This is a genomic window from Pantoea sp. EEL5 (genome assembly GCF_049892805.1).
Classification (GTDB): Bacteria; Pseudomonadota; Gammaproteobacteria; order Enterobacterales; family Enterobacteriaceae; genus Pantoea; species Pantoea ananatis.
The window spans coordinates 2278913-2299355 of sequence record NZ_JBNDNJ010000001.1 but is presented as its reverse complement, the minus strand read 5'-3'; the positions used below and the strand labels follow the sequence as shown (position 1 = coordinate 2299355).

The window sequence follows — 20443 nt, the reverse complement described above, 5'->3', positions numbered from 1 at the left end:
TTTGTCTTCCTGCCCGTTACGCGGGGCAGGAAGACGGACGTCACTCGGGCAGGTTAAGCCAGTTCTTCACCGGCAGAAAATCGCGGTAGAGCGCGGCCTCTGGCGAATCCGGCTCAGGATGATAATCATATTCCCAGCGTACCAGAGGCGGCAGAGACATCAGTATCGATTCCGTTCTGCCTCCGGTTTGCAGGCCAAACAGCGTGCCGCGATCCCACACCAGATTAAATTCCACGTAGCGACCACGACGATAGAGCTGAAACTGACGTTCACGCTCGCCAAACGGCAACGACTTGCGGCGCGCCACGATGGGCTGATAGGCGTCCAGGAATCCCCGGCCCACCGCCTGAATCAGCGCGAAGCTTTTTTCAAAGCCAGGCAGATGAACATCATCGAAGAATAGCCCACCAATCCCGCGCTGCTCGTCACGGTGTTTTAGGTAGAAATAGTCGTCGCACCACTTTTTAAAGCGCGGGTACACGTCCTCGCCAAAAGGCTGGCAGAGATCAAAAGCCGTCTGATGCCAGTGCAGCGCATCCTCTTCGAAACCGTAAAACGGTGTCATATCGAAGCCGCCGCCAAACCACCAGATAGGCTCGGCACCCGGTTTTTCGGCAATAAAGAAACGCACGTTGGCATGGCTGGTCGGCACATAGGGATTGTGCGGATGAATCACCAGCGACACGCCCATGGCTTCAAAACTGCACCCGGCCAGTTCAGGCCGATGCGCGGTAGCGGACGCGGGCATCTGATCGCCATGAACGTGCGAAAAGTTGACGCCGGCCTGTTCAAAGACGGCGCCATCACGCAGCACGCGGCTTCGTCCGCCGCCGCCGCCGGGGCGCTGCCAGCTGTCTTCAATAAAATGGGCACCGCCGTCTTCGGCGGTCAGCTTGCGACAAATCTCATCCTGCAAATCCAACAGGAACGTTTTTACACGGGAGATATCTGGCATGTGATGAGCTTCTCTTGGTAAAAATTGGACGTGATTATAGCTGATTCATTATGACATTCGGCGATCGTACTCATCAAAGTAGTTGATTATTCCCGTGGCGATAGCCGACGCGATTTTTTGACGAAACGCGCTGGTGCCCAATAGCTGCTCTTCCCGTGGGTTGGTGATAAACGAGGTTTCCACCAGTACCGAGGGAATCGACGGCGATTTTAATACGGCAAAAGCGGCCTGTTCGGTGTGCTGACTGTGAAGGTGGTGCACCGGCCGGATCTGATCCAGCACATGTTTACCCAGCGTCAGGCTGTTCTTAATGGTATCCGTTTGCACCAGGTCAAACAGGATCTGCTGCAGATAGTGATCCTGCGCTTCCACCTTTGCGCCACCGACCTTGTCGGCATCGTTCTCTCTGTTTGACAGATAGCGCGCCATGCTACTGCTGGCACCGCGGTTGGACAGGGCGAAGACTGAGGCGCCGTTGGCATCGGGGCTGGTGTAGCCATCGGCATGGATGGACATAAACAGATTCGCGCCATGCTGATGGGCAATTTCCACGCGCTGATAAAGCGGAATAAAGTGATCGCTGTCGCGCGTCAGCCGCACTTCAATGCGGGGATGGGACTGCAGCTCACGGCGCACGTTGTTGGCGATTTCTAAGACAATATGTTTCTCTTCCGCGCCTTCTTCGCCCACCGCACCCGAATCAATCCCGCCGTGCCCCGGATCGATCATCACAATGCGTTTACCGTTACTGGCGGGTGGCTTGGGTGAGGAGTGACGAGAAGAGAGCGAAGCCTGCTGTTCTTTCGCCTGTACGGCGCGCGGGGACAAAACAGCCAGCGCCAGTCCTGACAGCAGAAGCTGGCGGCGGTGAATCAAACGTTTAAGCAAATGCATGTGCAGGTCCATAAGCAACAATCATGCAAAGTGTTATAGCGTAACGTTAGCGCCAGGGCGATCTTTCAAGCATTTCAGGTTATTACTTTGTATTTCAGCCCACTAACAGCCAAATCCCTTTTTTTTAACGTTGCCGCCAGTGGGGAGGGTTGCGCCCGACGAAGAAAGCGTGATAATCAGCAAATTGTGGTAAATAGCAGGAAAAGAAGATGGAAATCCGCACCTTCCGCCAGGAAGACTTTGAAGAAGTAATCACGCTCTGGGAACGCTGTGATTTGTTACGCCCGTGGAACGATCCGGAACTGGATATCGAACGTAAAATGCATCACGACGCCGATCTTTTTCTGGTGGCTGAAGTGGGCGGTGAAGTTGTCGGAACGGTCATGGGCGGCTACGACGGGCATCGCGGGGCGGCCTACTATCTGGCCGTGCATCCTGATTATCAGGGGCGTGGTTTTGCCAATGCCTTGATGAACCGGCTTGAAAAAAAACTCATTGCGCGCGGCTGCCCAAAAATCCATTTGATGGTACGTGAAGAAAACGATCAGGTCGTCGCCTTCTATGAAAAACTCGACTATGAAACGGTCGATGTGGTGTTGCTGGGTAAACGTTTAATCGAAGATCGTGAATATTAATTCCGTCTGGCCGCCTGAAGAGTACGACGATAAAGGTCAGCTGCGTCTGCCGTTTCTTTTTTGGCTGATTCTGCTGCTGCAGTCGCGTACCTGGCTGTTGCTGATCATGGCTGGCGCCTCACGCCAGCAGGGAAACGATCTTCTGGCGCTCTTTTATCCCGATCGCCAGGCCTTCTGGGTAGGGCTGGCGCTTGGCTTACCGGCGCTGGCGGGCCTGCTGCTGACCGGCTATCGTTCGCGTTTGCCCCGAGTGTGGCGCAGCTGGCGTCAGGTGTTGATGCTTTCCGTCGCAATTAACCTGATTTGGCAAGGCGCACAGCTGTATCTGGCGGACTTCCTCAGTTCACCGCTTCCCCTGTTACTGACGCTATTCGATCTGCTCGCGCTGCTCTGGTTATTCAGCAGCGTTCGGCTTCGCGCCTGCTTTTTACCCCAACCGCATGCTGAATAAACTTTTTGCCGCTTTGCGACTCCAATCAGTTCTGCCTTAATGTTCTTTTATTAACAGGAGTTTTCATGAAAGCTGTTCGTTACACGTTACTGACTGTGGCCATGCTGGTCAGTGGGTGTGCCAGTTCCTCCGGTACTGATGCTAACAGCAGCCAGCAGGTAAGCTGGTGGAATCCACTGAGCTATCACTGGTCTGCCGCGCTGCCGTGGAACTGGTTTGGTTCCTCGCTTACGGCCACAGAGCAGGGCGTGGGCGGCATCAATGGCTCAACGACCATGACCGAAGCCGCCATAAAAGAGGGGTTGAAAGGCAAGTACGATCTGCGTCAGGGCATGCGCGGCCATAACGGCCAGGTGGTGTCGTTCTGGCAGGCTATGGATGACGGCAAAGTGATGCTGGTGATTTATGGTCAGACGCAGGTCGATCGCATTGAGGTGCTGGACAGCCGTATCGCCAGCGCCGATGGCAGCAAAATCGGTGACGCGTTCAGCGCCAAATTCGACAAAGCCTTCAACAACTGCGTGCTGGCGAGCGGACTGGACAACCGTGACGTGGAGTGCCGCGCGCCCAACAGTCAGCATCTTCGCTATGTCTACAGCGGAACCTGGCACGGGCCAGAAGGGTTGATGCCGTCGGATGACACACTCAAGAGCTGGACGCTCAGCAAAATTGTCTGGCAGCGCTAAGTCTTTTTTCACACCGCTCAACCGCAGGGCATAACCGGCCCTGCGCGTCCAATTCTGTTTTTCGTCTGTCTTTTCCCGCCGCCTTATGCCTTTTTCGACTTTGAAATCAGCAAACGATATATAAAACCGTTACGGGTTTACGCTGAGTTATAAATAAACTGCTGTATCTGCAGATGAGATCTGCATCAAATTTCCTCAGGGTGAACCATGACCTTACCAGCGATGAAAAAAATCGTGAGCGGACTCGCACTGTCGCTGAGTCTGGCCGGTGCCGCAAACGCGACCGAGCTGTTGAACAGCTCTTACGATGTCGCACGTGAATTATTTGTCGCCCTGAATGCGCCTTTTGTCAGCCAGTGGGATGCCAGCCATCCTGACGACAAGCTGACCATTAAGATGTCCCATGCCGGGTCATCCAAACAGGCGCTGGCGATCCTGCAAGGCCTGCGTGCCGATGTGGTGACCTATAACCAGGTCACCGATGTGCAGGTGCTGCACGATAAAGGCAAACTGATCCCTGCCGACTGGCAAACCCGCCTGCCGAATAACAGTTCGCCGTTTTACTCCACCATGGCGTTCCTGGTGCGCAAGGGAAACCCAAAGCAGATTCACGACTGGTCCGATTTAACCCGTGACGATGTGAAGCTGATTTTTCCTAATCCCAAAACCTCGGGCAACGGACGTTATACCTATCTTGCTGCCTGGGGCGCCGCCAGCAACGCTGACGGGGGCGATCAGGCTAAAACCCGCGCTTTTATGACAAAATTTCTGAAAAATGTTGAAGTCTTCGATACCGGTGGCCGAGGTGCTACGACCACCTTTGCTGAACGCGGTCTGGGCGATGTGTTGATCAGTTTTGAGTCTGAAGTGAATAACATCCGCAACCAGTACGGCAAAGACGACTACGAAGTCGTGGTGCCTAAAACCGATATTCTCGCGGAGTTTCCCGTTGCCTGGGTAGATAAAAACGTCGAGCAGAATAAAACAGCCGATGCAGCGAAAGCCTATCTGACCTGGCTGTATTCTCCTGCGGCGCAGAAAATTATTACGGATTTCTATTACCGCGTGAACAATCCGCAGTTAATGGCGCAGCAAAAAGCCCGTTTTCCTGCCACGAACCTGTTTCGTGTTGAAGACATTTTTGGCGGCTGGGATAACGTGATGAAAACCCATTTCGCCAGCGGTGGCGAGCTAGACCAGTTATTAGCGGCGGGGCGGTGATCATGTTTGCAGCCAGCCAAAAACGCGTCCTGCCCGGTTTCGGTCTCAGCCTGGGCACCAGTCTGCTCTTTACCTGTCTGGTGCTGCTGCTGCCAATTAGCGCACTGATTATGCAGCTGTCGCAGATGACGTTGCAGCAATACTGGGACGTGGTCACCAATCCGCAGCTCATCGCGGCCTATAAGGTCACGCTGCTGTCGGCCGGTGTGGCCTCACTGTTTAATGCCGTATTCGGCATGTTAATGGCGTGGATCTTAACGCGTTACCGTTTTCCGGGCCGCACGCTGCTTGATGGTCTGATGGATCTGCCGTTTGCGCTGCCGACCGCGGTTGCTGGCCTGACGCTGGCCGGTCTGTTTTCCGTGAACGGCTGGTATGGACAGTGGTTCGCGCATTTTGATATCAAGATCTCCTATACCTGGATCGGTATCGCGCTCGCGATGGCCTTCACCAGTATTCCGTTTGTGGTGCGTACCGTGCAGCCGGTGTTGGAAGAGCTGGGGCCTGAATATGAGGAAGCGGCTCAAACGCTGGGCGCCACGCCCTGGCAGAGTTTCCGCCGGGTCGTTCTGCCTGAAGTGGCACCGGCCTTACTTGCGGGCACCGCGCTGTCGTTTACCCGCAGCCTGGGCGAGTTTGGTGCGGTAATCTTTATTGCCGGCAACATTGCCTGGAAAACCGAAGTGACCTCGCTGATGATCTTCGTGCGCCTGCAGGAGTTTGACTATCCGGCAGCCAGCGCCATTGCCTCGGTCATTCTGGCGGCATCGCTGCTGTTACTTTTCGCTATCAACACCTTACAAAGCCGCTTTGGTCGTCGTCTGGGAGGCCATTAATGGCAGAGATTTCGCAACTCAATCATGCCGACTGCCAGCCTGTTAACTGGGCCAAGTGGCTGCTTATTGGTATCGGTGCGCTGATATCCTTGCTGCTGCTGGTCGTGCCGATGGTGTCCATCTTCTGGGAGGCCCTGCATAAAGGACTGGGCGTCACCTTAAGCAATCTGACCGACAGCGACATGCTCCATGCCATATGGCTCACGGTGCTGGTCGCATTGATTACCGTGCCGGTGAATTTAGTGTTCGGCACGCTGCTGGCCTGGCTGGTGACACGCTTTACCTTTCCGGGACGTCAGCTGCTTTTGACGCTGTTCGATATTCCCTTTGCGGTATCGCCTGTCGTGGCGGGCCTGATGTATCTCCTGTTCTGGGGCATTAACGGCCCGGCGGGCGGCTGGCTGGATGCCCATAATATTCAGGTGATGTTCTCCTGGCCTGGCATGGTGCTGGTCACCGTCTTCGTTACCTGTCCGTTTGTGGTGCGCGAACTGGTGCCGGTGATGCTGAGCCAGGGCAGTCATGAAGATGAAGCCGCGGTGCTGTTAGGTGCCTCGGGCTGGCAGATGTTCCGTCGCGTGACGCTGCCGAATATTCGCTGGGCCATGCTGTATGGCGTCGTGCTGACCAACGCCCGCGCGATTGGTGAGTTTGGCGCGGTTTCCGTGGTTTCGGGTTCTATTCGCGGTGAAACCTACACCTTACCGCTTCAGGTTGAATTACTGCATCAGGATTACAACACGGTGGGCGCCTTTACTGCCGCAGCCTTACTGACCGTGATGGCAATCGTGACGCTGTTTCTGAAAAGCATTGTGCAATGGCGTTTAGAGCAACAGCACAAACGCCTGCAACTGGAGGACAATCATGAGCATTGAGATTAACCAGATCAACAAATCCTTTGGTCGCACAGCGGTGCTGAACGATATCTCACTGGATATTCCGTCTGGCCAGATGGTGGCCTTACTGGGGCCGTCCGGTTCCGGTAAAACCACGCTGCTGCGCATCATTGCTGGACTGGAACATCAGAACAGCGGTCAGATTCGTTTTCACGACCACGATGTCAGCCGCCTGCACGCCCGCGATCGCCAGGTCGGATTTGTCTTCCAGCACTATGCGCTGTTCCGTCATATGACGGTCTTCGACAATATTGCCTTTGGCCTGACCGTGCTGCCGCGCCGTGAGCGTCCGTCCAGTGCGGAAATTAAAAAACGCGTCACGCGCCTGCTGGAGATGGTGCAGCTTTCCCATCTGGCGAACCGTTTCCCGGCCCAGCTTTCGGGAGGGCAGAAGCAGCGCGTCGCGCTGGCAAGAGCCCTGGCCGTGGAACCGCAAATCCTGTTGCTGGATGAGCCCTTTGGTGCGCTGGACGCTCAGGTGCGTAAAGAGCTGCGCCGTTGGTTACGTCAGCTGCACGAAGAATTGAAGTTCACCAGCGTGTTCGTCACCCACGATCAGGAAGAGGCGATGGAAGTGGCCGATCGCGTGGTGGTGATGAGCCAGGGCAGCATCGAACAGGTGGGGACGCCGGATGAAGTCTGGCGCGATCCCGCCACGCGCTTCGTGCTGGAATTCCTGGGTGAGGTTAACCGCTTCGACGGTGAAGTGCATGGTTCTCAGTTCCATGTCGGGGCGCACCACTGGCCGTTAGGCTATACCTCTGCACATCAGGGCGCGGTCGATCTGTTCCTGCGCCCGTGGGAAATCGACGTTTCGCGCAGAAGTAGCCTGGAAACGCCGCTGCCCGTTCAGGTCTTAGAAGTGAGTCCTCGTGGTCACTTCTGGCAGCTGGTGGTGCAGCCAACGGGATGGCAGAGCGAGCCCTTCTCGCTGGTCTTTGACGGTGAACAGACCGCGCCGTTGCGCGGCGAGCGCCTGTTTGTGGGGCTGCAGCAGGCCAGACTGTACCAGGGCGCGACACCGTTACGGGCTGTTGCCTTTGCACACAGCGCCTGATATTTTCTTTTTCACGCAGGGCGGGACAGTGTCCCGCCTTTTTAATGACCTGAATACCGCGATAACCCGGGCTGTGGCCTGGATCAGGGCGGAGAGGGTTTTGCCAGGAAATGCATCGTGACCACTCTGGAAGACACCATCGGCAATACGCCGCTCATCAGATTACAGCGCCTGGCGCCTGACAACGGCAGTGAAGTCTGGCTTAAGCTGGAAGGCAATAACCCTGCCGGTTCAGTGAAAGATCGGGCCGCCTGGTCGATGATCCACCAGGCCGAGTTGCGCGGCGACATTACGCCGGGCGACCAGTTGATCGAAGCCACCAGTGGCAATACCGGCATTGCGCTGGCGATGATTGCCGCGATGAAGGGGTATCGGCTGCGGCTGCTGATGCCCGACAACATGAGTCAGGAGCGGCAGGATGCGATGCGCGCCTACGGCGCAGAACTGGTGCTGATTAGCCGCGAGCAGGGGATGGAAGGCGCACGCGATCGGGCTCAGGAGATGGCGGCACGGGGCGAAGGAAGGGTACTGGACCAGTTCAATAACCCGGATAACCCGCTCGGCCATTACCAAACCACCGGGCCTGAGCTGTGGCAGCAGTCGAAACAGCGAATGACCCACTTTGTTTCCAGCATGGGTACCACGGGAACCATTACTGGCGTAGGCCGGTTTTTAAAGGATCACCAGACCGGCGTTAAAGTGATTGGCCTGCAGCCTACCGAAGGCAGCAGCATTCCCGGCATCCGCCGCTGGCCGCAGGCTTACATGCCGGGCATTTATCGCCCTGAGTTGGTGGATGACATCATTGATATGGGACAGCAGGAAGCCGAAGAAACCATGCGCGCGTTAGCGCGACGTGAAGGCATCTTCTGCGGCGTCAGTTCCGGCGGTTCGGTTGCTGGCGCACTGCGCATCGCCCGGGCGAATCCGGGGAGTGTGGTGGTGGCTATCGTCTGCGACCGGGGCGATCGCTATCTCTCAACCGGAATTTATCAGTAGCGTCCTCCTCAATACCGATGCGTTAAAAAAGGCGTGTGTTGCCCACCAGGGCGCATAAGCCTTTTTTATTTACCGGAGTTGGCACTATGCTTAGTCGCATCTGTAAGGATCGCGTAAAACCGGCTGCGCATTACGCTGGCTCGGTTCAAAATAGCGCCAGTTACGCATGAGAGATAACAATGAAAATCTTGCTGGTAGATGACGACGTAGAGTTAGGCACCATGTTAAGCCAATACCTGATAACAGAAGGTTTTGACGCTCAGCTGGTGTTAACCGGCAGTGCCGGGGTTCAGGGAGCGCTGTCGGGGGAGTTTAGCGCCATGATACTGGACATTATGTTGCCCGATATGAGTGGCACCGACGTGCTGCGCCAGGTACGTCAGCAAAGCCGCCTGCCGGTAATTATGCTGACCGCCAAAGGCGATAATATTGATCGGGTCATCGGGCTGGAAATGGGCGCGGATGACTATATGCCCAAACCCTGTTATCCCCGTGAACTGGTTGCGCGTTTGCGCGCGGTCCTGCGCCGGGTTGAGGAGCTTGCACCACAGCAGGACAAAAAAGAGATACTGCAGTGGGGCGAGCTCACCCTTAATTCTGCCAGGCGGATTACGGAGTGGAAGGGCAAAACGTTTGACCTGACCGCCTCAGAATTTAACCTGCTCGATTTGCTGCTGCGTTCACCCGACCGGGTAGTGACGAAAGACGAACTGTCAGAAAAAGGTCTGGGCCGACCGCGCGAAGCTTACGATCGCAGCGTGGATGTTCACATCAGTAATATTCGTCAGAAGCTCAGTGCGCTCACGGCGGAGAGCATTACGATTGAAACCGTTCGCAGCATTGGCTATCGCATTCGATGAGTCACAGCTATCGCGGACGCATGTTCTGGAAAATCCTGCTGGGCTTTTGGCTGGTATTTTTCATCATCAGCCAGCTTATCTGGCTGGGGTTTTCACTTTCCGGAACCCGCCACCATCCGCCTGAACTCCAGGTAACACAGCGTCTGGCGGATGTGTTAATGGCATCCGCCACGTCCGTGCTGGAACGTGAAGGGCCAGCCGCACTCAAGGTGATGACAGCAGAGTGGACGCCTGAGGAACGCCAGTTCCTGAGCATAAGTCCTGTTGATGACCTTCAGCCCGCCGTCAGCGCGCCGCCGCCGGTTTCCGATACCACTGATAAATCGTTTTTCCCCAATCGGTTGGTGCGTCAGGTAAAGGGTGCAGACGGCAACGATTATGAACTGATGTACGACCTCAGAGGAATGCGCGAGCTGAGTCGGGAAGGGCGACCACACAACTTTCTGAACATACCTGAACCCATGTTTATTTTTGCTGGCTCGGTAGGGCTGCTGTTCAGTTTGCTATTGGCCTGGAACCTGACCCGACCAATGCGACAGCTACGCGAAGGGTTTTCGCGCGTGGCTAATGGGGATTTACGCGTCCGGCTTTATCCGGCACTGCGTAAACGCCACGATGAGCTGTCGAGCGTGGCTCAGGCATTCGATGCCATGGTAGAACGGCTGGATACGCTGGTGAAGGCGCGTGAGGCGCTGCTTCATGATATCTCTCACGAACTGCGCTCACCGCTTGCTCGCCTGCAGTTGGCCACCGGGCTGGCACGTCAAAGGCCAGAGAATGTCAGTACCTCACTGGATCGCATTGACGAAGAAGCGCAACGACTTGATAAGATGATCGGCGAGCTGTTGACTCTGGCGCGTGCAGAACACGAAAGCATGCCGGGAGAACACTATTTTGACCTTGCGGGATTGCTGGAGGCGGTGGTGACAGACTTACGTTATGAAGCGCAGATCCCCGGTGTGGATGTCGTGTATGACGTTGATGAGCGCGCCGATCATACGGTGCGTGGTAATGCGGAACTGTGCCGCCGTGGCATTGAAAACGTATTACGTAATGCCCTGCGCTTCTCGCTGCCGGGACAACGTATTCATGTGAGCCTGAAGGTGGAATCGCAGTGGCTGGCTATTCACGTACGTGACCAGGGGCCGGGTGTGGAAGAAACCAAACTTTCCAGTATCTTTGACCCGTTTGTACGCGTGAATTCTCCGCTGATGGGCAAAGGTTACGGGCTGGGGTTGGCTATCGTACGTAAAGTGGTGTTGGCGCATCATGGGGAAGTGCACGCCGTTAACCGACCGGAAGGCGGGCTGGAGCTCACGCTGCGTTTGCCGCGCTGGCAGCCGGATTAACGCGGAAAACGAACATAAAAAAACGGCACCCTCAGGTGCCGTTTTTCGTTTACTTCCTGATGCGAATCACAGGGGTTTCACCCACAATGACCTGACCAGAAAGCTTCGTCAGATCTTTGATTTCATCCATGTTGGAGATGACAACAGGCGTCAAGGTTGATTTCGCTTTCTCTTCCAGCAGCGCCAGATCGAACTCAATAACCACGTCGCCTTTTTTAACCTTCTGACCTTCTTCAGCGATACGTTTGAAGCCTTCGCCTTTCAGTTCAACGGTATCAATACCGAAGTGAACAAAAAGCTCAATGCCGTTATCTGATTCGATTGAAAATGCGTGGTTGGTTTCGAAAATCTTGCCGATAGTCCCGTCAACCGGAGCAACCATTTTGTTGCCGCTTGGTTTGATCGCAATACCGTCACCCACGATTTTTTCTGCAAACACCACATCTGGTACGTCTTCAATGTTCACGATTTCGCCTGACAGAGGCGCTACGATATCAATTGTCCCAGCGCTATCTGTTTTTTCGCCAAAAAGTTTAGAAAACAAACCCATGATCTTCTCCTAAGCAGTAATTTGGGGCCAGCATCTCGTGGATCAGCAGAGCGTTTTTTCTTTAATGAACTTGTTAACCAGGTTCATTAAGTCTTCCGCCGTAGGTTGAGCCAGTGCCTGCTCTGCCAACGCCTTCGCATCTTCGAAATGTGTATTACGAATAATTTTCTTGATGCCAGGGATAGAAATGGCACTCATGCTGAATTCGTCCAGCCCCATTCCCAGTAACAGTAGTGTAGCACGTTCGTCACCTGCCAGCTCACCACACATGCCAGTCCATTTACCTTCAGCATGAGACGCATCAATAACTTGCTTGATGAGGTTCAGCACTGACGGTGTCATTGGGTTATACAGGTGCGAAATCAAATCATTACCACGATCTACTGCGAGAGTATACTGCGTCAAATCGTTTGTCCCAATGCTAAAGAAGTCGACTTCTTTAGCCAGGTGGCGGGCAATCACGGCTGAGGCAGGCGTTTCGACCATAATGCCGACTTCGATTGACTCATCAAACGCTTTGCCTTCTTCGCGTAACTGCGCTTTAAGCATGTCCAGCTCGGCTTTCAGACTGCGGACTTCTTCGACCGAAATAATCATCGGGAACATGATACGCAGCTTGCCGAACGAGGAGGCACGCAGAATGGCGCGCAGCTGAGCATGCAGGATCTCTTTACGATCCATCGCGATACGAATAGCACGCCAGCCGAGGAAGGGGTTCTCTTCTTTTGGCAGATTCATGTAAGGCAGGTCTTTATCACCGCCAATGTCCATGGTGCGCACGATAACGGCCTGCGAGCCCATCGCTTCAGCAACGGCTTTGTACGCCTGGAACTGCTCTTCTTCGGTCGGCAGCGAATCGCGATCCATAAACAGGAACTCGGTGCGATACAAACCGACACCTTCAGCGCCGTTACGCTCTGCGCCGGCGATATCACGCACGGTGCCGATGTTGGCGCAGACTTCAACCTGATGACCATCCAGAGTTACCGCGGGCAGATCTTTCAGCTTAGCCAGTTCATGTTTTTCGGACAGGTACTGGTTCTGAACCGCTTTCAGCTCTTCCTGAACGGCGTCAGACGGATTGACGTGAATCGCATTGTTCACGCCATCCAGAATGATGAAGTCACCGTTCTTAATGGAGGTGGTCACGTTACCGGTGCCGACGATCGCAGGGATTTCTAACGAACGCGCCATGATGGACGTGTGCGACGTCCGACCGCCCAGGTCGGTAATAAAGCCCAGCACCTTTTTCAGGTTTAGCTGTGCGGTCTCTGACGGCGTTAAATCTTTCGCCACCAGAATAGATTCGTCCTGGATTGCGCTCAGATCGACAATGTGCAGACCTAAAATATTTTGCAGCAGGCGTTTACCGATGTCGCGCACGTCCGCCGCACGCTCTTTCAGGTATTCATCATCCAGCTCTTCCAGCGCTTTAGCCTGAGCGTCAATCACGGAATTCACCGCGGCATCGGCAGTTGCGTGATCTTTTTTGATCAGGTCGGTGATTTCCTGCTCCAGCTCTTCATCTTCCAGCAACATGATGTGGCCTTCGAAGATCGCTGCTTTTTCTTCACCCAGGGATTCGCTGGCTTTGATGCGAATGGCTTCCAGCTGTTCAGCCGCTTTGCCGCGGCCCTGAAGAAAGCGCTGGATCTCCTGCTCAACCTGATCATCTGAAATCTTTTTACGGTTGATGACGATCTCGTCTTCTTTCAGCAGCAGAGCTTTGCCGAAAGCGATACCTGGTGATGCTAAAATGCCTGAAATCATAACCCTACCTTTTAATCACGATGGCTGACTGGACTCGTTGCATTGCCATAGTCGTGGGACACGTACTCTACGAAAGCAATAACGCGGACAGTTTGTCCGCGATCAAGATGTTGCACGCAATGGCGCAGAAGAGTCGTTTTAAAGCGGTGCAGAAAGGAGATTACTCCAGTTCCGCCATCAGCTTAACTAAATGCTCTACGGCTTTTTGCTCATCTTCACCTTCCGCAGAAAGGGTCACAACGGTGCCCTGGGTCAGACCCAGCGTCTGCAGCTTGAACAGGCTTTTAGCGCTGGCAGATTTACCATTGGAGGTGACAGTGATTTCTGACTGGAAGGCTTTAGCTTCTTTGACAAATTGCGCAGCAGGGCGAGTATGCAGTCCGTTTGGTGCGGTAATGGTAACTTCTTGCTGGAACATTCTATTTCCCCAACTTTTTCAGGATTAGTGTTATGGATCTAAAGTCTAGCCTGGAGCCCTAACTTTAGCCTGTGAAGGTGCGCGGGTATACATCTTACTGTCTAACAATGCGCTTGAATGAGTCTTTCATTCCCGCTGAGTGTCAAAAAGCGATTTGAGCACGTCACCGGTTAATTATGCCGTGATTTGCCCTTTCACTAAATCTGAATCTTGACTCAGCTTGATCCACTTCAAAGGAGGATTAATTTCAGGCTTCGAAATAATTGGCAGTCTAAATACCAGAGCCACGTGAGTGAAATCAATCTGCGACATGGTGAAAGTGAGATCTGGGCCACAAAAAAGCACCCATCCGGGTGCTTTTTAGGCATTTATCCGCATCTGTTTCGGGCTATTGCAGCTCTTTTTCGGTAAAGAGATCGGCAAACAGGGCGGTACTGAGATAGCGTTCGCCGGAAGAGGGGAGAATCACGACGATATTTTTATTGGCGTAAGCTTCATCTTCCTGCAGCTTCAGCGCGGCAGCAACGGCGGCGCCAGATGAAATACCGGCCAGGATGCCTTCTTCTTCCATCAGACGACGTGCAGTGGAGATAGCTTCTTCGTTGGTGATAGCCACTGCCAGGTCAATCAGCGACAGCTCCAGGTTGCCTGGAATAAAGCCAGCACCGATCCCCTGAATCTTGTGGGGGCCGGGTTTCAATTCTTCGCCCGCCATTGCCTGGGCAATGACCGGTGAGTCGGTTGGCTCAACCGCGACCGTGATCAATTCTTTTTTGCCTTTGGTGTTTTTTATGTAACGACTTACCCCGGTCAGGGTACCGCCGGTACCCACACCGGCGATGAACACGTCCACTTCGCCATCCGTATCTTCCCAGATTTCCGGGCCGGTGGTCTTTTCATGAATTTCCGGGTTAGCCGGGTTGCTGAACTGCTGCAGCAGCAGGAATTTGTCTGGATCGCTGGCAACAATCTCTTCAGCTCTTGAGATGGCACCTTTCATGCCTTTTGCGCCTTCGGTCAGCACCAGATTTGCGCCTAACGCTTTCAGCAGCTTGCGCCGCTCAACAGACATGGTATCCGGCATGGTGAGTGTCAGTTTATAGCCGCGTGCCGCCGCCACGTAGGCCAGCGCGATGCCGGTGTTGCCGCTCGTCGGCTCAACCAGTTCAATGCCAGGCTTAAGAATACCGCGTTTTTCCGCGTCCCAAATCATATTGGCACCGATACGGCATTTCACACTGAAGCTCGGGTTACGGGACTCCACCTTCGCCAGGATGCGGCCGTTACCGATGCGGTTCAGTCGAACCAGCGGCGTATGACCAATTGTTAAAGAGTTGTCTTCATAAATCTTGCTCATAGCCTGTCCTTAACTGTATGAATTATTGGGAACCCTCAGAGCATACCTGTTCTTCTTTCTGGCGGAAGGAAAGAAATCATATATCTATATGTCTCATGGCAATAAGACCTGCCAAAAATTGCATAAGGATAGTTGATGTTTTAGCTCAGGTGCCACGAGCAAGCTTCGCACGATAACGATCGACCCACATTGCCGTTGCGCCACAAACAGCTACCGGCATAATGGCCAGATTAACGACCGGAATCATCGTAAACAGGCTGACCAGTGCACCAAACTGCATGTTTGCCGTCTTGTGCTGACGCAGCGCCTGGCGCATCTGCTGAAAACCCACCTTATGGTTATCGAAAGGATAGTCACAGTACTGAATCGATAACATCCACGCGCTGAACATAAACCATAAAACGGGCGCGACGGTCTGCCCAAAGCCCGGAATAAAGTAGAGCAGCAGTAAGCCCAGCGCGCGTGGCAGGTAGTAGCCCAGCTTCTGCAATTCGCGTTTCATAATGCGGGGAACATCTTTGAGCAGGCCTACCCAGCCGCTGTCAGGTAGCGGTTTCCCGGTCAGGCGCGCTTCCAGTTGTTCGGCCAGTAGCCCACAAAAGGGGGCGGCAATCAGGTTGGCAAGGGTGGAAAAGAAGTAACTGAACACCAGTACCACGGAAATCACCGACAGCGGCCACAGCAAATAGCTCAGCCACTGTAGCCAGTCGGGAACGTGGGACATTAACTGCGGGATCCAGCTATCAAGCTGGTAAAAAAGCCACACGAAAGCCCCGCCCAGCAGAAGGATGTTGACCAGTAAAGGGATAATCACAAAGCGTCGAATACCGGGCAATCTGACCAGCTTCCAGCCCTCGCTGAAGTAATGCAAACCGTTAAAAGCGGAAACCGAATTGTTGACAACCATAAAGCCCGTTCTCCTGAAGATGGTAAGGCGCGTCTACTATAACCTGGCTTTTTCACCTCTCCAGGTGCCGTTTGGGTAAAAAAACAGCGAAAAAGCGTGGGTGGTCTATCTTATTTGTGAGAAAATACTGCACAGACTTGCACTTATCTGGCAGGGCAAATACAGTTAGAGAATAAAGTTTGCCGCGGTGGCAAGGTATTGGAACAACAGAGAATACAATGATGCAGGATTTGCGTCTGATATTAATCGTTGTTGGCGCGATCGCCATTATAGCGCTTCTTATTCACGGACTGTGGACCAGCCGTAAAGAGCGCTCTTCAGTGTTCCGCGATCGCCCGCACAAACGTTTGAAACAACGTGATGAACATGATGATGAGACGCTTACCGACGACGTTGATGACGGCGTGGGTGAAGTGCGTGTGCGCCATGCCCGCGACCATCAGGAACCTCACTTCGATGATATTCGCGATACGCAGCCAGACGAGCAGCACGCGCCTGTAACGCCACAGCGTGCACGCCAGCCTGCCACATCAGCGCCGGAAAGCGATCCCCTGTTTGCGCCAGCACCTAAGCCTGAATCCGCACAGCCGCGGCCAGCGCCTGCACGCCAACAGCCCGCGCCTCAGCCAACCTTTGTTGCGCCACCGGTACAGGCAGATCCTCTGCTGGATTCTGACCCGCTGGATAGCGTTCAGCCCAATCCCGTTTATCAGGCTGAGCCTGAACCCGCGCCTGAGGTCGTCAGCCCGCCGCCGCCTAAGCAACCTGAAGCGCGCCCTGCAACCAGCAGCAAGCCGAAAGAAGCGGTGCTGGTTCTGCATGTCGCCGCTCATTCCGGTGGTCAGCTAAATGGTGAAGCCCTGTTACAGGGGATTTTGCAGGCCGGTTTTCAGTTTGGTGAAATGAATATTTTCCATCGTCACCTCAGCCCGGCGGGCAGCGGCCCTGTGCTGTTTAGCCTGGCCAATATGGTGAAACCTGGCTCGTTCAATCCGGATGAAATGACTGATTTCACCACGCCCGGCGTGTCTATTTTTATGATGGTGCCGTCGTATGGCGATGCGAATCAAAACTTTAAGCTGATGCTACAGTCCGCACAGCGTATTGCGGACGATGTGGGCGGTGTGGTTCTCGATGACGAGCGCCGTATGATGACGCCACAAAAACTGGAAACCTACAAAGCGCGTATCCGCGATGTGGTTGAATCCCGGGACTAATCCACACTTTTTCAATTTGTTATGATAAACCCCCGCCTGTCGGGGGTTTTTTATCTGATGGGGTTATATGAAATCCGTCCAGGAACACATCACCGAACTGCGCACGACGCTGCGCCATCATGAATACCTTTATCACGTTATGGACGCACCGGAAGTACCGGATGCGGAATATGACCGCCTGATGCGCGAGCTGCGCGAGCTTGAAGAACAGCATCCTGACCTGATTACGCCTGACTCACCTACGCAGCGCGTCGGGGCGGCTCCCTTAATGGTGTTTGAGCAGGTCCGCCATGAAGTGCCCATGCTGTCACTGGATAATGCCTTTGACGAAGCCAGCTTCAGAGCATTTAACAAGCGCGTGCAGGATCGGCTAAAAAGCAGTGACGATCTGGTCTACTGCTGTGAACTCAAACTGGATGGCCTGGCCGTGAGCCTGTTGTATGAAGACGGACTGTTAACCCGTGCGGCAACCCGCGGTGACGGCACAACCGGCGAGAATATTACAAGCAACGTGCGGACAATCCGCGCCATCCCACTGCGGCTCAAAGGCGAGAACATTCCTGCCCGCGTCGAAGTACGGGGCGAGGTGTTTATGACGCAAAACGGCTTTGAAAAGCTGAATGCGGAAGCGCGCCGCACCGAAGGCAAAGTCTTTGCCAATCCGCGCAACGCCGCGGCAGGTTCACTGCGCCAGCTCGATCCCCGTATTACGGCAAAACGACCACTTACGTTTTTCTGTTATGGCATTGGCCTGCTGGAAGGCGGCGAGATGCCGCGCAGCCATATGGCGCGTCTGCAACAGTTTAAAGCGTGGGGCTTGCCGGTCAGCGATCGTATTCGTCTGGTTCATAACGTGGATGAAGCGCTGGCCTTTTACCACGAGGTTGACGCGCAGCGTGCAGAACTGGGGTTTGACATCGACGGCGTCGTGATCAAAGTCGATTCTCAGGATCTGCAGGAGAAGCTGGGCTTTGTCGCCCGTGCGCCGCGTTGGGCGGTAGCCTTTAAGTTTGCCGCTCAGGAGCAGATGACCATCGTGCGCGATGTTGAATTCCAGGTGGGCCGCACTGGCGCGATTACGCCTGTGGCGCGCCTGGAGCCGGTGCAGGTCGCTGGCGTAATGGTCAGCAATGCGACCTTGCATAATGCCGATGAGATAGAACGTCTTGGTTTGCGTATTGGCGATAAAGTTGTGATTCGCCGTGCCGGTGACGTGATTCCTCAGGTGGTGAATGTCGTTGTCAGCGAACGCCCTGAAGACGCACGTGAAATCCTGTTCCCTTCCCACTGTCCGGTATGCGGATCCGATGTTGAACGCGTCGAAGGCGAAGCTGTCACACGCTGTACCGGCGGGTTGATCTGTGGTGCCCAACGTAAAGAAGCGCTGAAACATTTTGTCTCGCGCCGCGCCATGGACGTCGAGGGGATGGGCGATAAGATTATCGATCAACTGGTAGAGAAAGAGTACGTCAAGACGCCGGCAGACCTGTTTCGATTAACCCGTGAAACCTTAACCGGCCTGGATCGGATGGGGGCGAAATCGGCGCAGAATGTGGTCGACGCCCTGGAAAAAGCCAAATCCACTACGCTGGCGCGTTTCCTGTATGCGCTCGGTATTCGCGAGGTTGGCGAAGCGACCGCGGCTAACCTGGCTAACCACTTTGGCGAGCTGCAAAAGGTAATGGATGCCGATCTGGACGCGCTGATCGCAGTGCAGGATGTGGGCACCGTGGTGGCGAAGCACGTACGTCACTTTATGGAAGAAGAGAGCAATCGCGACGTAATTCGCCAGCTGGTCGAAGACATTGGTATCAACTGGCCCCAGGTGATGGTGGTTAAAGCGGAAGAGATTGACAGTCCGTTTGCAGGCAAAACCGTGGTGCTCACCGGCTCGCTGTCACAGATGAACCGTGACGACGCGAAAGCGCGCCTTACCGAACTCGGCGCGAAAGTCAGTGGAAGCGTATCGAAGAAAACCGATCTGCTTATCGCGGGCGAAGCGGCCGGTTCAAAACTGGCGAAGGCGCAGGAACTGGGCATCGAAGTGATCGATGAAGCTGAAATGATTCGTCTGCTGGGAGCCTGACATGGACAAACAGTATCTGGTTGAAATAGCTAACACAGTCATGCCGTTTGGCAAATACAAAGGCCGGGTGCTGATTGATTTGCCTGAACCTTACCTGCTGTGGTTCGCCCGCAGTGGCGACTTTCCTTCAGGACGTTTAGGTGAGCTGATGCAACTGACGTTGACGATTAAAATTGAAGGGCTGGAAGGCCTGGTGAAGCCCCTGAAGCGCGGTGAGTAATTACGCTGCCTCGTTATATTGAGCAAACGAGGCAGCGATTTCCTACGCGTTTCGGTTATTTCTGCGATTCCACCACGGCGGCTTTATCTTTTTTAGCCTGCAACGCATTGGTTTTCTTATAACGCCCGGCAATAAACGAACATACCATCAGCTGCACCTGATGAAAGATCATCAGTGGCAAGACGATAATGCCCACGGCGCTGGCGGGGAACAGAATGTTCGCCATCGGCACACCGTTTGCCAGACTCTTTTTGGAACCACAGAACAGGACTACGATCTCATCCTGACGGCTGAAGCCAAACAGGCGAGAGGCAAAGTAGTTAATCAACAGAACGATAGTCAGCAGCAGTAGACATCCCGCCAGAATCCACAGCAGCGTATCAACGCCAACCCGTTTCCAGATGCCGTTTACCACCGCTTCACTGAAGGCGGAATAGACCACCAACAGAATAGAGGTTTGATCCGTAATACCAATCAGACTCCGGTTTCTTTCCACCCAGCCGCTGATCCAGCGACGTGACAGATGGCCTAAAACAAAAGGCACCAACAGCTGCAGCATGATTTTACCCACCTGCTCAAGGCCATCACCCGGTCCGCTGTTGTTAACGTCCATAACCAGATTCACCAGCAGGGGAGAGATAAATACGCCCAGCAGGGAAGATGCCGAGGCGCTACAGACCGCGGCAGCAACGTTTCCGCCCGCCATTGAGGTAAAGGCGATAGCTGACTGTACCGTGGCCGGTAAAATACACAGATAGAGGAAGCCGGTATAAATCTCGGCACCAACTTTCACCGGATGCCACCAGACAATTAACATACCGATAGCCGGGAACAGCACAAAGGTACTGCACATAATCCAGAGATGGAGCCGCCAGTGGCTGCTACCGGCAATGATTTTTTCCCGCGACAATTTGGCGCCATGCATAAAGAAAAGCAGCGCAATCGCGGCGGTGGTCAGGTACTGAAAAAAGTCAACAAAATGACCTCTGGCAGGAATAAAAGAGGCCAATAATACGGTGATGATAAGCTTTATCATCATTGGGTCTATACGTAAAAATCCCATCGTTAAAATCCGGTTA

Annotated in this window: 21 protein-coding genes; 13 read left to right on the top strand and 8 right to left on the bottom strand. The window is 54.2% G+C overall.

Annotated elements, in window-relative coordinates; translation table 11 throughout:
- Positions 1-40: 40 nt before the first annotated feature.
- Together hemF and amiA are read right to left on the bottom strand one after the other, a co-directional pair.
- On the bottom strand, positions 41-955 hold the full coding sequence (hemF, locus tag ACPXSQ_RS10830; RefSeq protein ID WP_013026653.1) for an oxygen-dependent coproporphyrinogen oxidase: 915 nt from the start codon (positions 953-955) through the stop codon (positions 41-43).
- 48 nt (positions 956-1003) lie between these two features.
- Entirely contained in the window at positions 1004-1849 is an 846-nt protein-coding gene (amiA, locus tag ACPXSQ_RS10825; RefSeq protein WP_029568366.1) for an N-acetylmuramoyl-L-alanine amidase AmiA, read from the bottom strand.
- Between the two features lie 209 nt (positions 1850-2058).
- Here amiA and ACPXSQ_RS10820 point away from each other — a divergent pair, with 209 nt between their 5' ends.
- The 10 genes from ACPXSQ_RS10820 (at position 2059) to ACPXSQ_RS10775 (ending at position 10839) form a co-directional block, all read left to right on the top strand.
- Positions 2059-2484, top strand: coding sequence for a GNAT family acetyltransferase (locus ACPXSQ_RS10820; RefSeq protein WP_006117810.1), 426 nt, complete (start codon positions 2059-2061; stop codon positions 2482-2484).
- On the top strand, positions 2474-2935 hold the full coding sequence (locus ACPXSQ_RS10815; protein WP_013026651.1) for a DUF2919 family protein: 462 nt from the start codon (positions 2474-2476) through the stop codon (positions 2933-2935). Before ACPXSQ_RS10820 ends, ACPXSQ_RS10815 begins: the two co-directional genes overlap by 11 nt.
- 65 nt (positions 2936-3000) lie before the next feature.
- Positions 3001-3621 carry an RpoE-regulated lipoprotein gene (locus tag ACPXSQ_RS10810; RefSeq protein WP_014605310.1) on the top strand — a complete coding sequence of 207 codons (621 nt, stop codon included), beginning with the start codon at positions 3001-3003 and terminating at the stop codon, positions 3619-3621.
- Positions 3622-3828: 207 nt separating this feature from the next.
- Positions 3829-4842 (top strand): sulfate ABC transporter substrate-binding protein, encoded by a 1014-nt coding sequence (locus ACPXSQ_RS10805; protein WP_015699780.1) that lies wholly within the window; start codon positions 3829-3831, stop codon positions 4840-4842.
- 2 nt (positions 4843-4844) lie between these two features.
- A complete protein-coding gene (gene cysT / locus ACPXSQ_RS10800; protein WP_014594252.1) occupies positions 4845-5678 on the top strand; it encodes a sulfate/thiosulfate ABC transporter permease CysT in 834 nt (277 codons plus the stop codon).
- Positions 5678-6553: a sulfate/thiosulfate ABC transporter permease CysW gene (cysW, locus tag ACPXSQ_RS10795; protein WP_426143665.1), complete on the top strand. Its 876-nt coding sequence runs from the start codon at positions 5678-5680 to the stop codon at positions 6551-6553. Before cysT ends, cysW begins: the two co-directional genes overlap by 1 nt.
- On the top strand, positions 6543-7631 hold the full coding sequence (gene cysA / locus ACPXSQ_RS10790; RefSeq protein WP_013026646.1) for a sulfate/thiosulfate ABC transporter ATP-binding protein CysA: 1089 nt from the start codon (positions 6543-6545) through the stop codon (positions 7629-7631). The genes cysW and cysA overlap by 11 nt, the downstream gene beginning before the upstream one ends.
- Positions 7632-7748: 117 nt before the next feature.
- Positions 7749-8630, top strand: a complete 882-nt coding sequence (gene cysM / locus ACPXSQ_RS10785) for a cysteine synthase CysM (RefSeq protein ID WP_028725107.1) — start codon at positions 7749-7751, stop codon at positions 8628-8630.
- Positions 8631-8809: 179 nt separating this feature from the next.
- Complete coding sequence (locus ACPXSQ_RS10780; protein WP_013026644.1) at positions 8810-9490, top strand: response regulator transcription factor; 681 nt, start codon at positions 8810-8812, stop codon at positions 9488-9490.
- Positions 9487-10839 (top strand): ATP-binding protein, encoded by a 1353-nt coding sequence (locus ACPXSQ_RS10775; protein WP_013026643.1) that lies wholly within the window; start codon positions 9487-9489, stop codon positions 10837-10839. The genes ACPXSQ_RS10780 and ACPXSQ_RS10775 overlap by 4 nt, the downstream gene beginning before the upstream one ends.
- 49 nt (positions 10840-10888) lie before the next feature.
- Here the strand turns inward: ACPXSQ_RS10775 and crr are convergent, their stop codons facing one another.
- The 5 genes from crr to cysZ form a co-directional block, all read right to left on the bottom strand.
- A complete protein-coding gene (gene crr, locus ACPXSQ_RS10770) occupies positions 10889-11389 on the bottom strand; it encodes a PTS glucose transporter subunit IIA (protein ID WP_013026642.1) in 501 nt (166 codons plus the stop codon).
- A gap of 42 nt (positions 11390-11431) precedes the next feature.
- Positions 11432-13159: a phosphoenolpyruvate-protein phosphotransferase PtsI gene (gene ptsI / locus ACPXSQ_RS10765; protein ID WP_013026641.1), complete on the bottom strand. Its 1728-nt coding sequence runs from the start codon at positions 13157-13159 to the stop codon at positions 11432-11434.
- A 160-nt stretch (positions 13160-13319) separates the two neighbouring features.
- A complete protein-coding gene (ptsH, locus tag ACPXSQ_RS10760; RefSeq protein WP_003848868.1) occupies positions 13320-13577 on the bottom strand; it encodes a phosphocarrier protein Hpr in 258 nt (85 codons plus the stop codon).
- Positions 13578-13965: 388 nt separating this feature from the next.
- Positions 13966-14934, bottom strand: coding sequence for a cysteine synthase A (gene cysK / locus ACPXSQ_RS10755; RefSeq protein WP_013026640.1), 969 nt, complete (start codon positions 14932-14934; stop codon positions 13966-13968).
- Positions 14935-15079: 145 nt separating this feature from the next.
- Positions 15080-15841, bottom strand: a complete 762-nt coding sequence (cysZ, locus tag ACPXSQ_RS10750; RefSeq protein ID WP_013026639.1) for a sulfate transporter CysZ — start codon at positions 15839-15841, stop codon at positions 15080-15082.
- A gap of 218 nt (positions 15842-16059) precedes the next feature.
- On the opposite strand from cysZ, the gene zipA reads away from it, so the two are divergent.
- The 3 genes from zipA to ACPXSQ_RS10735 all read left to right on the top strand — a co-directional run bounded on the left by zipA (position 16060) and on the right by ACPXSQ_RS10735 (position 19364).
- The gene (zipA, locus tag ACPXSQ_RS10745) at positions 16060-17058 is read left to right on the top strand and encodes a cell division protein ZipA (protein ID WP_014594250.1); all 999 of its coding nucleotides are present in this window, start codon (positions 16060-16062) and stop codon (positions 17056-17058) included.
- A gap of 67 nt (positions 17059-17125) precedes the next feature.
- Positions 17126-19144, top strand: coding sequence for an NAD-dependent DNA ligase LigA (ligA, locus tag ACPXSQ_RS10740; RefSeq protein ID WP_013026637.1), 2019 nt, complete (start codon positions 17126-17128; stop codon positions 19142-19144).
- 1 nt (position 19145) lies between these two features.
- A complete protein-coding gene (locus ACPXSQ_RS10735; RefSeq protein ID WP_013026636.1) occupies positions 19146-19364 on the top strand; it encodes a DUF3820 family protein in 219 nt (72 codons plus the stop codon).
- Positions 19365-19419: 55 nt separating this feature from the next.
- Here the strand turns inward: ACPXSQ_RS10735 and ACPXSQ_RS10730 are convergent, their stop codons facing one another.
- Positions 19420-20427, bottom strand: a complete 1008-nt coding sequence (locus ACPXSQ_RS10730; protein ID WP_013026635.1) for a bile acid:sodium symporter family protein — start codon at positions 20425-20427, stop codon at positions 19420-19422.
- Between the last annotated feature and the right edge of the window lie 16 nt (positions 20428-20443).

Excerpts from the sequence above, each read along its gene's own strand:
- ACPXSQ_RS10820 (WP_006117810.1), top strand. The coding sequence starts at position 2,059 with ATGGAAATCCGCACCTTCCGCCAGGAAGACTTTGAAGAAGTAATCACG.
- cysK (WP_013026640.1), bottom strand. The coding sequence starts at position 14,934 with ATGAGCAAGATTTATGAAGACAACTCTTTAACAATTGGTCATACGCCG.
- hemF (WP_013026653.1), bottom strand. The coding sequence starts at position 955 with ATGCCAGATATCTCCCGTGTAAAAACGTTCCTGTTGGATTTGCAGGAT.
- cysW (WP_426143665.1), top strand. The coding sequence starts at position 5,678 with ATGGCAGAGATTTCGCAACTCAATCATGCCGACTGCCAGCCTGTTAAC.
- ACPXSQ_RS10805 (WP_015699780.1), top strand. The coding sequence starts at position 3,829 with ATGACCTTACCAGCGATGAAAAAAATCGTGAGCGGACTCGCACTGTCG.
- ACPXSQ_RS10775 (WP_013026643.1), top strand. The coding sequence starts at position 9,487 with ATGAGTCACAGCTATCGCGGACGCATGTTCTGGAAAATCCTGCTGGGC.
- cysZ (WP_013026639.1), bottom strand. The coding sequence starts at position 15,841 with ATGGTTGTCAACAATTCGGTTTCCGCTTTTAACGGTTTGCATTACTTC.
- zipA (WP_014594250.1), top strand. The coding sequence starts at position 16,060 with ATGATGCAGGATTTGCGTCTGATATTAATCGTTGTTGGCGCGATCGCC.
- cysT (WP_014594252.1), top strand. The coding sequence starts at position 4,845 with ATGTTTGCAGCCAGCCAAAAACGCGTCCTGCCCGGTTTCGGTCTCAGC.
- amiA (WP_029568366.1), bottom strand. The coding sequence starts at position 1,849 with ATGCATTTGCTTAAACGTTTGATTCACCGCCGCCAGCTTCTGCTGTCA.
- ACPXSQ_RS10730 (WP_013026635.1), bottom strand. The coding sequence starts at position 20,427 with ATGGGATTTTTACGTATAGACCCAATGATGATAAAGCTTATCATCACC.
- ACPXSQ_RS10780 (WP_013026644.1), top strand. The coding sequence starts at position 8,810 with ATGAAAATCTTGCTGGTAGATGACGACGTAGAGTTAGGCACCATGTTA.
- ptsI (WP_013026641.1), bottom strand. The coding sequence starts at position 13,159 with ATGATTTCAGGCATTTTAGCATCACCAGGTATCGCTTTCGGCAAAGCT.
- cysA (WP_013026646.1), top strand. The coding sequence starts at position 6,543 with ATGAGCATTGAGATTAACCAGATCAACAAATCCTTTGGTCGCACAGCG.
- crr (WP_013026642.1), bottom strand. The coding sequence starts at position 11,389 with ATGGGTTTGTTTTCTAAACTTTTTGGCGAAAAAACAGATAGCGCTGGG.
- ACPXSQ_RS10810 (WP_014605310.1), top strand. The coding sequence starts at position 3,001 with ATGAAAGCTGTTCGTTACACGTTACTGACTGTGGCCATGCTGGTCAGT.
- ptsH (WP_003848868.1), bottom strand. The coding sequence starts at position 13,577 with ATGTTCCAGCAAGAAGTTACCATTACCGCACCAAACGGACTGCATACT.
- ACPXSQ_RS10735 (WP_013026636.1), top strand. The coding sequence starts at position 19,146 with ATGGACAAACAGTATCTGGTTGAAATAGCTAACACAGTCATGCCGTTT.
- ligA (WP_013026637.1), top strand. The coding sequence starts at position 17,126 with ATGAAATCCGTCCAGGAACACATCACCGAACTGCGCACGACGCTGCGC.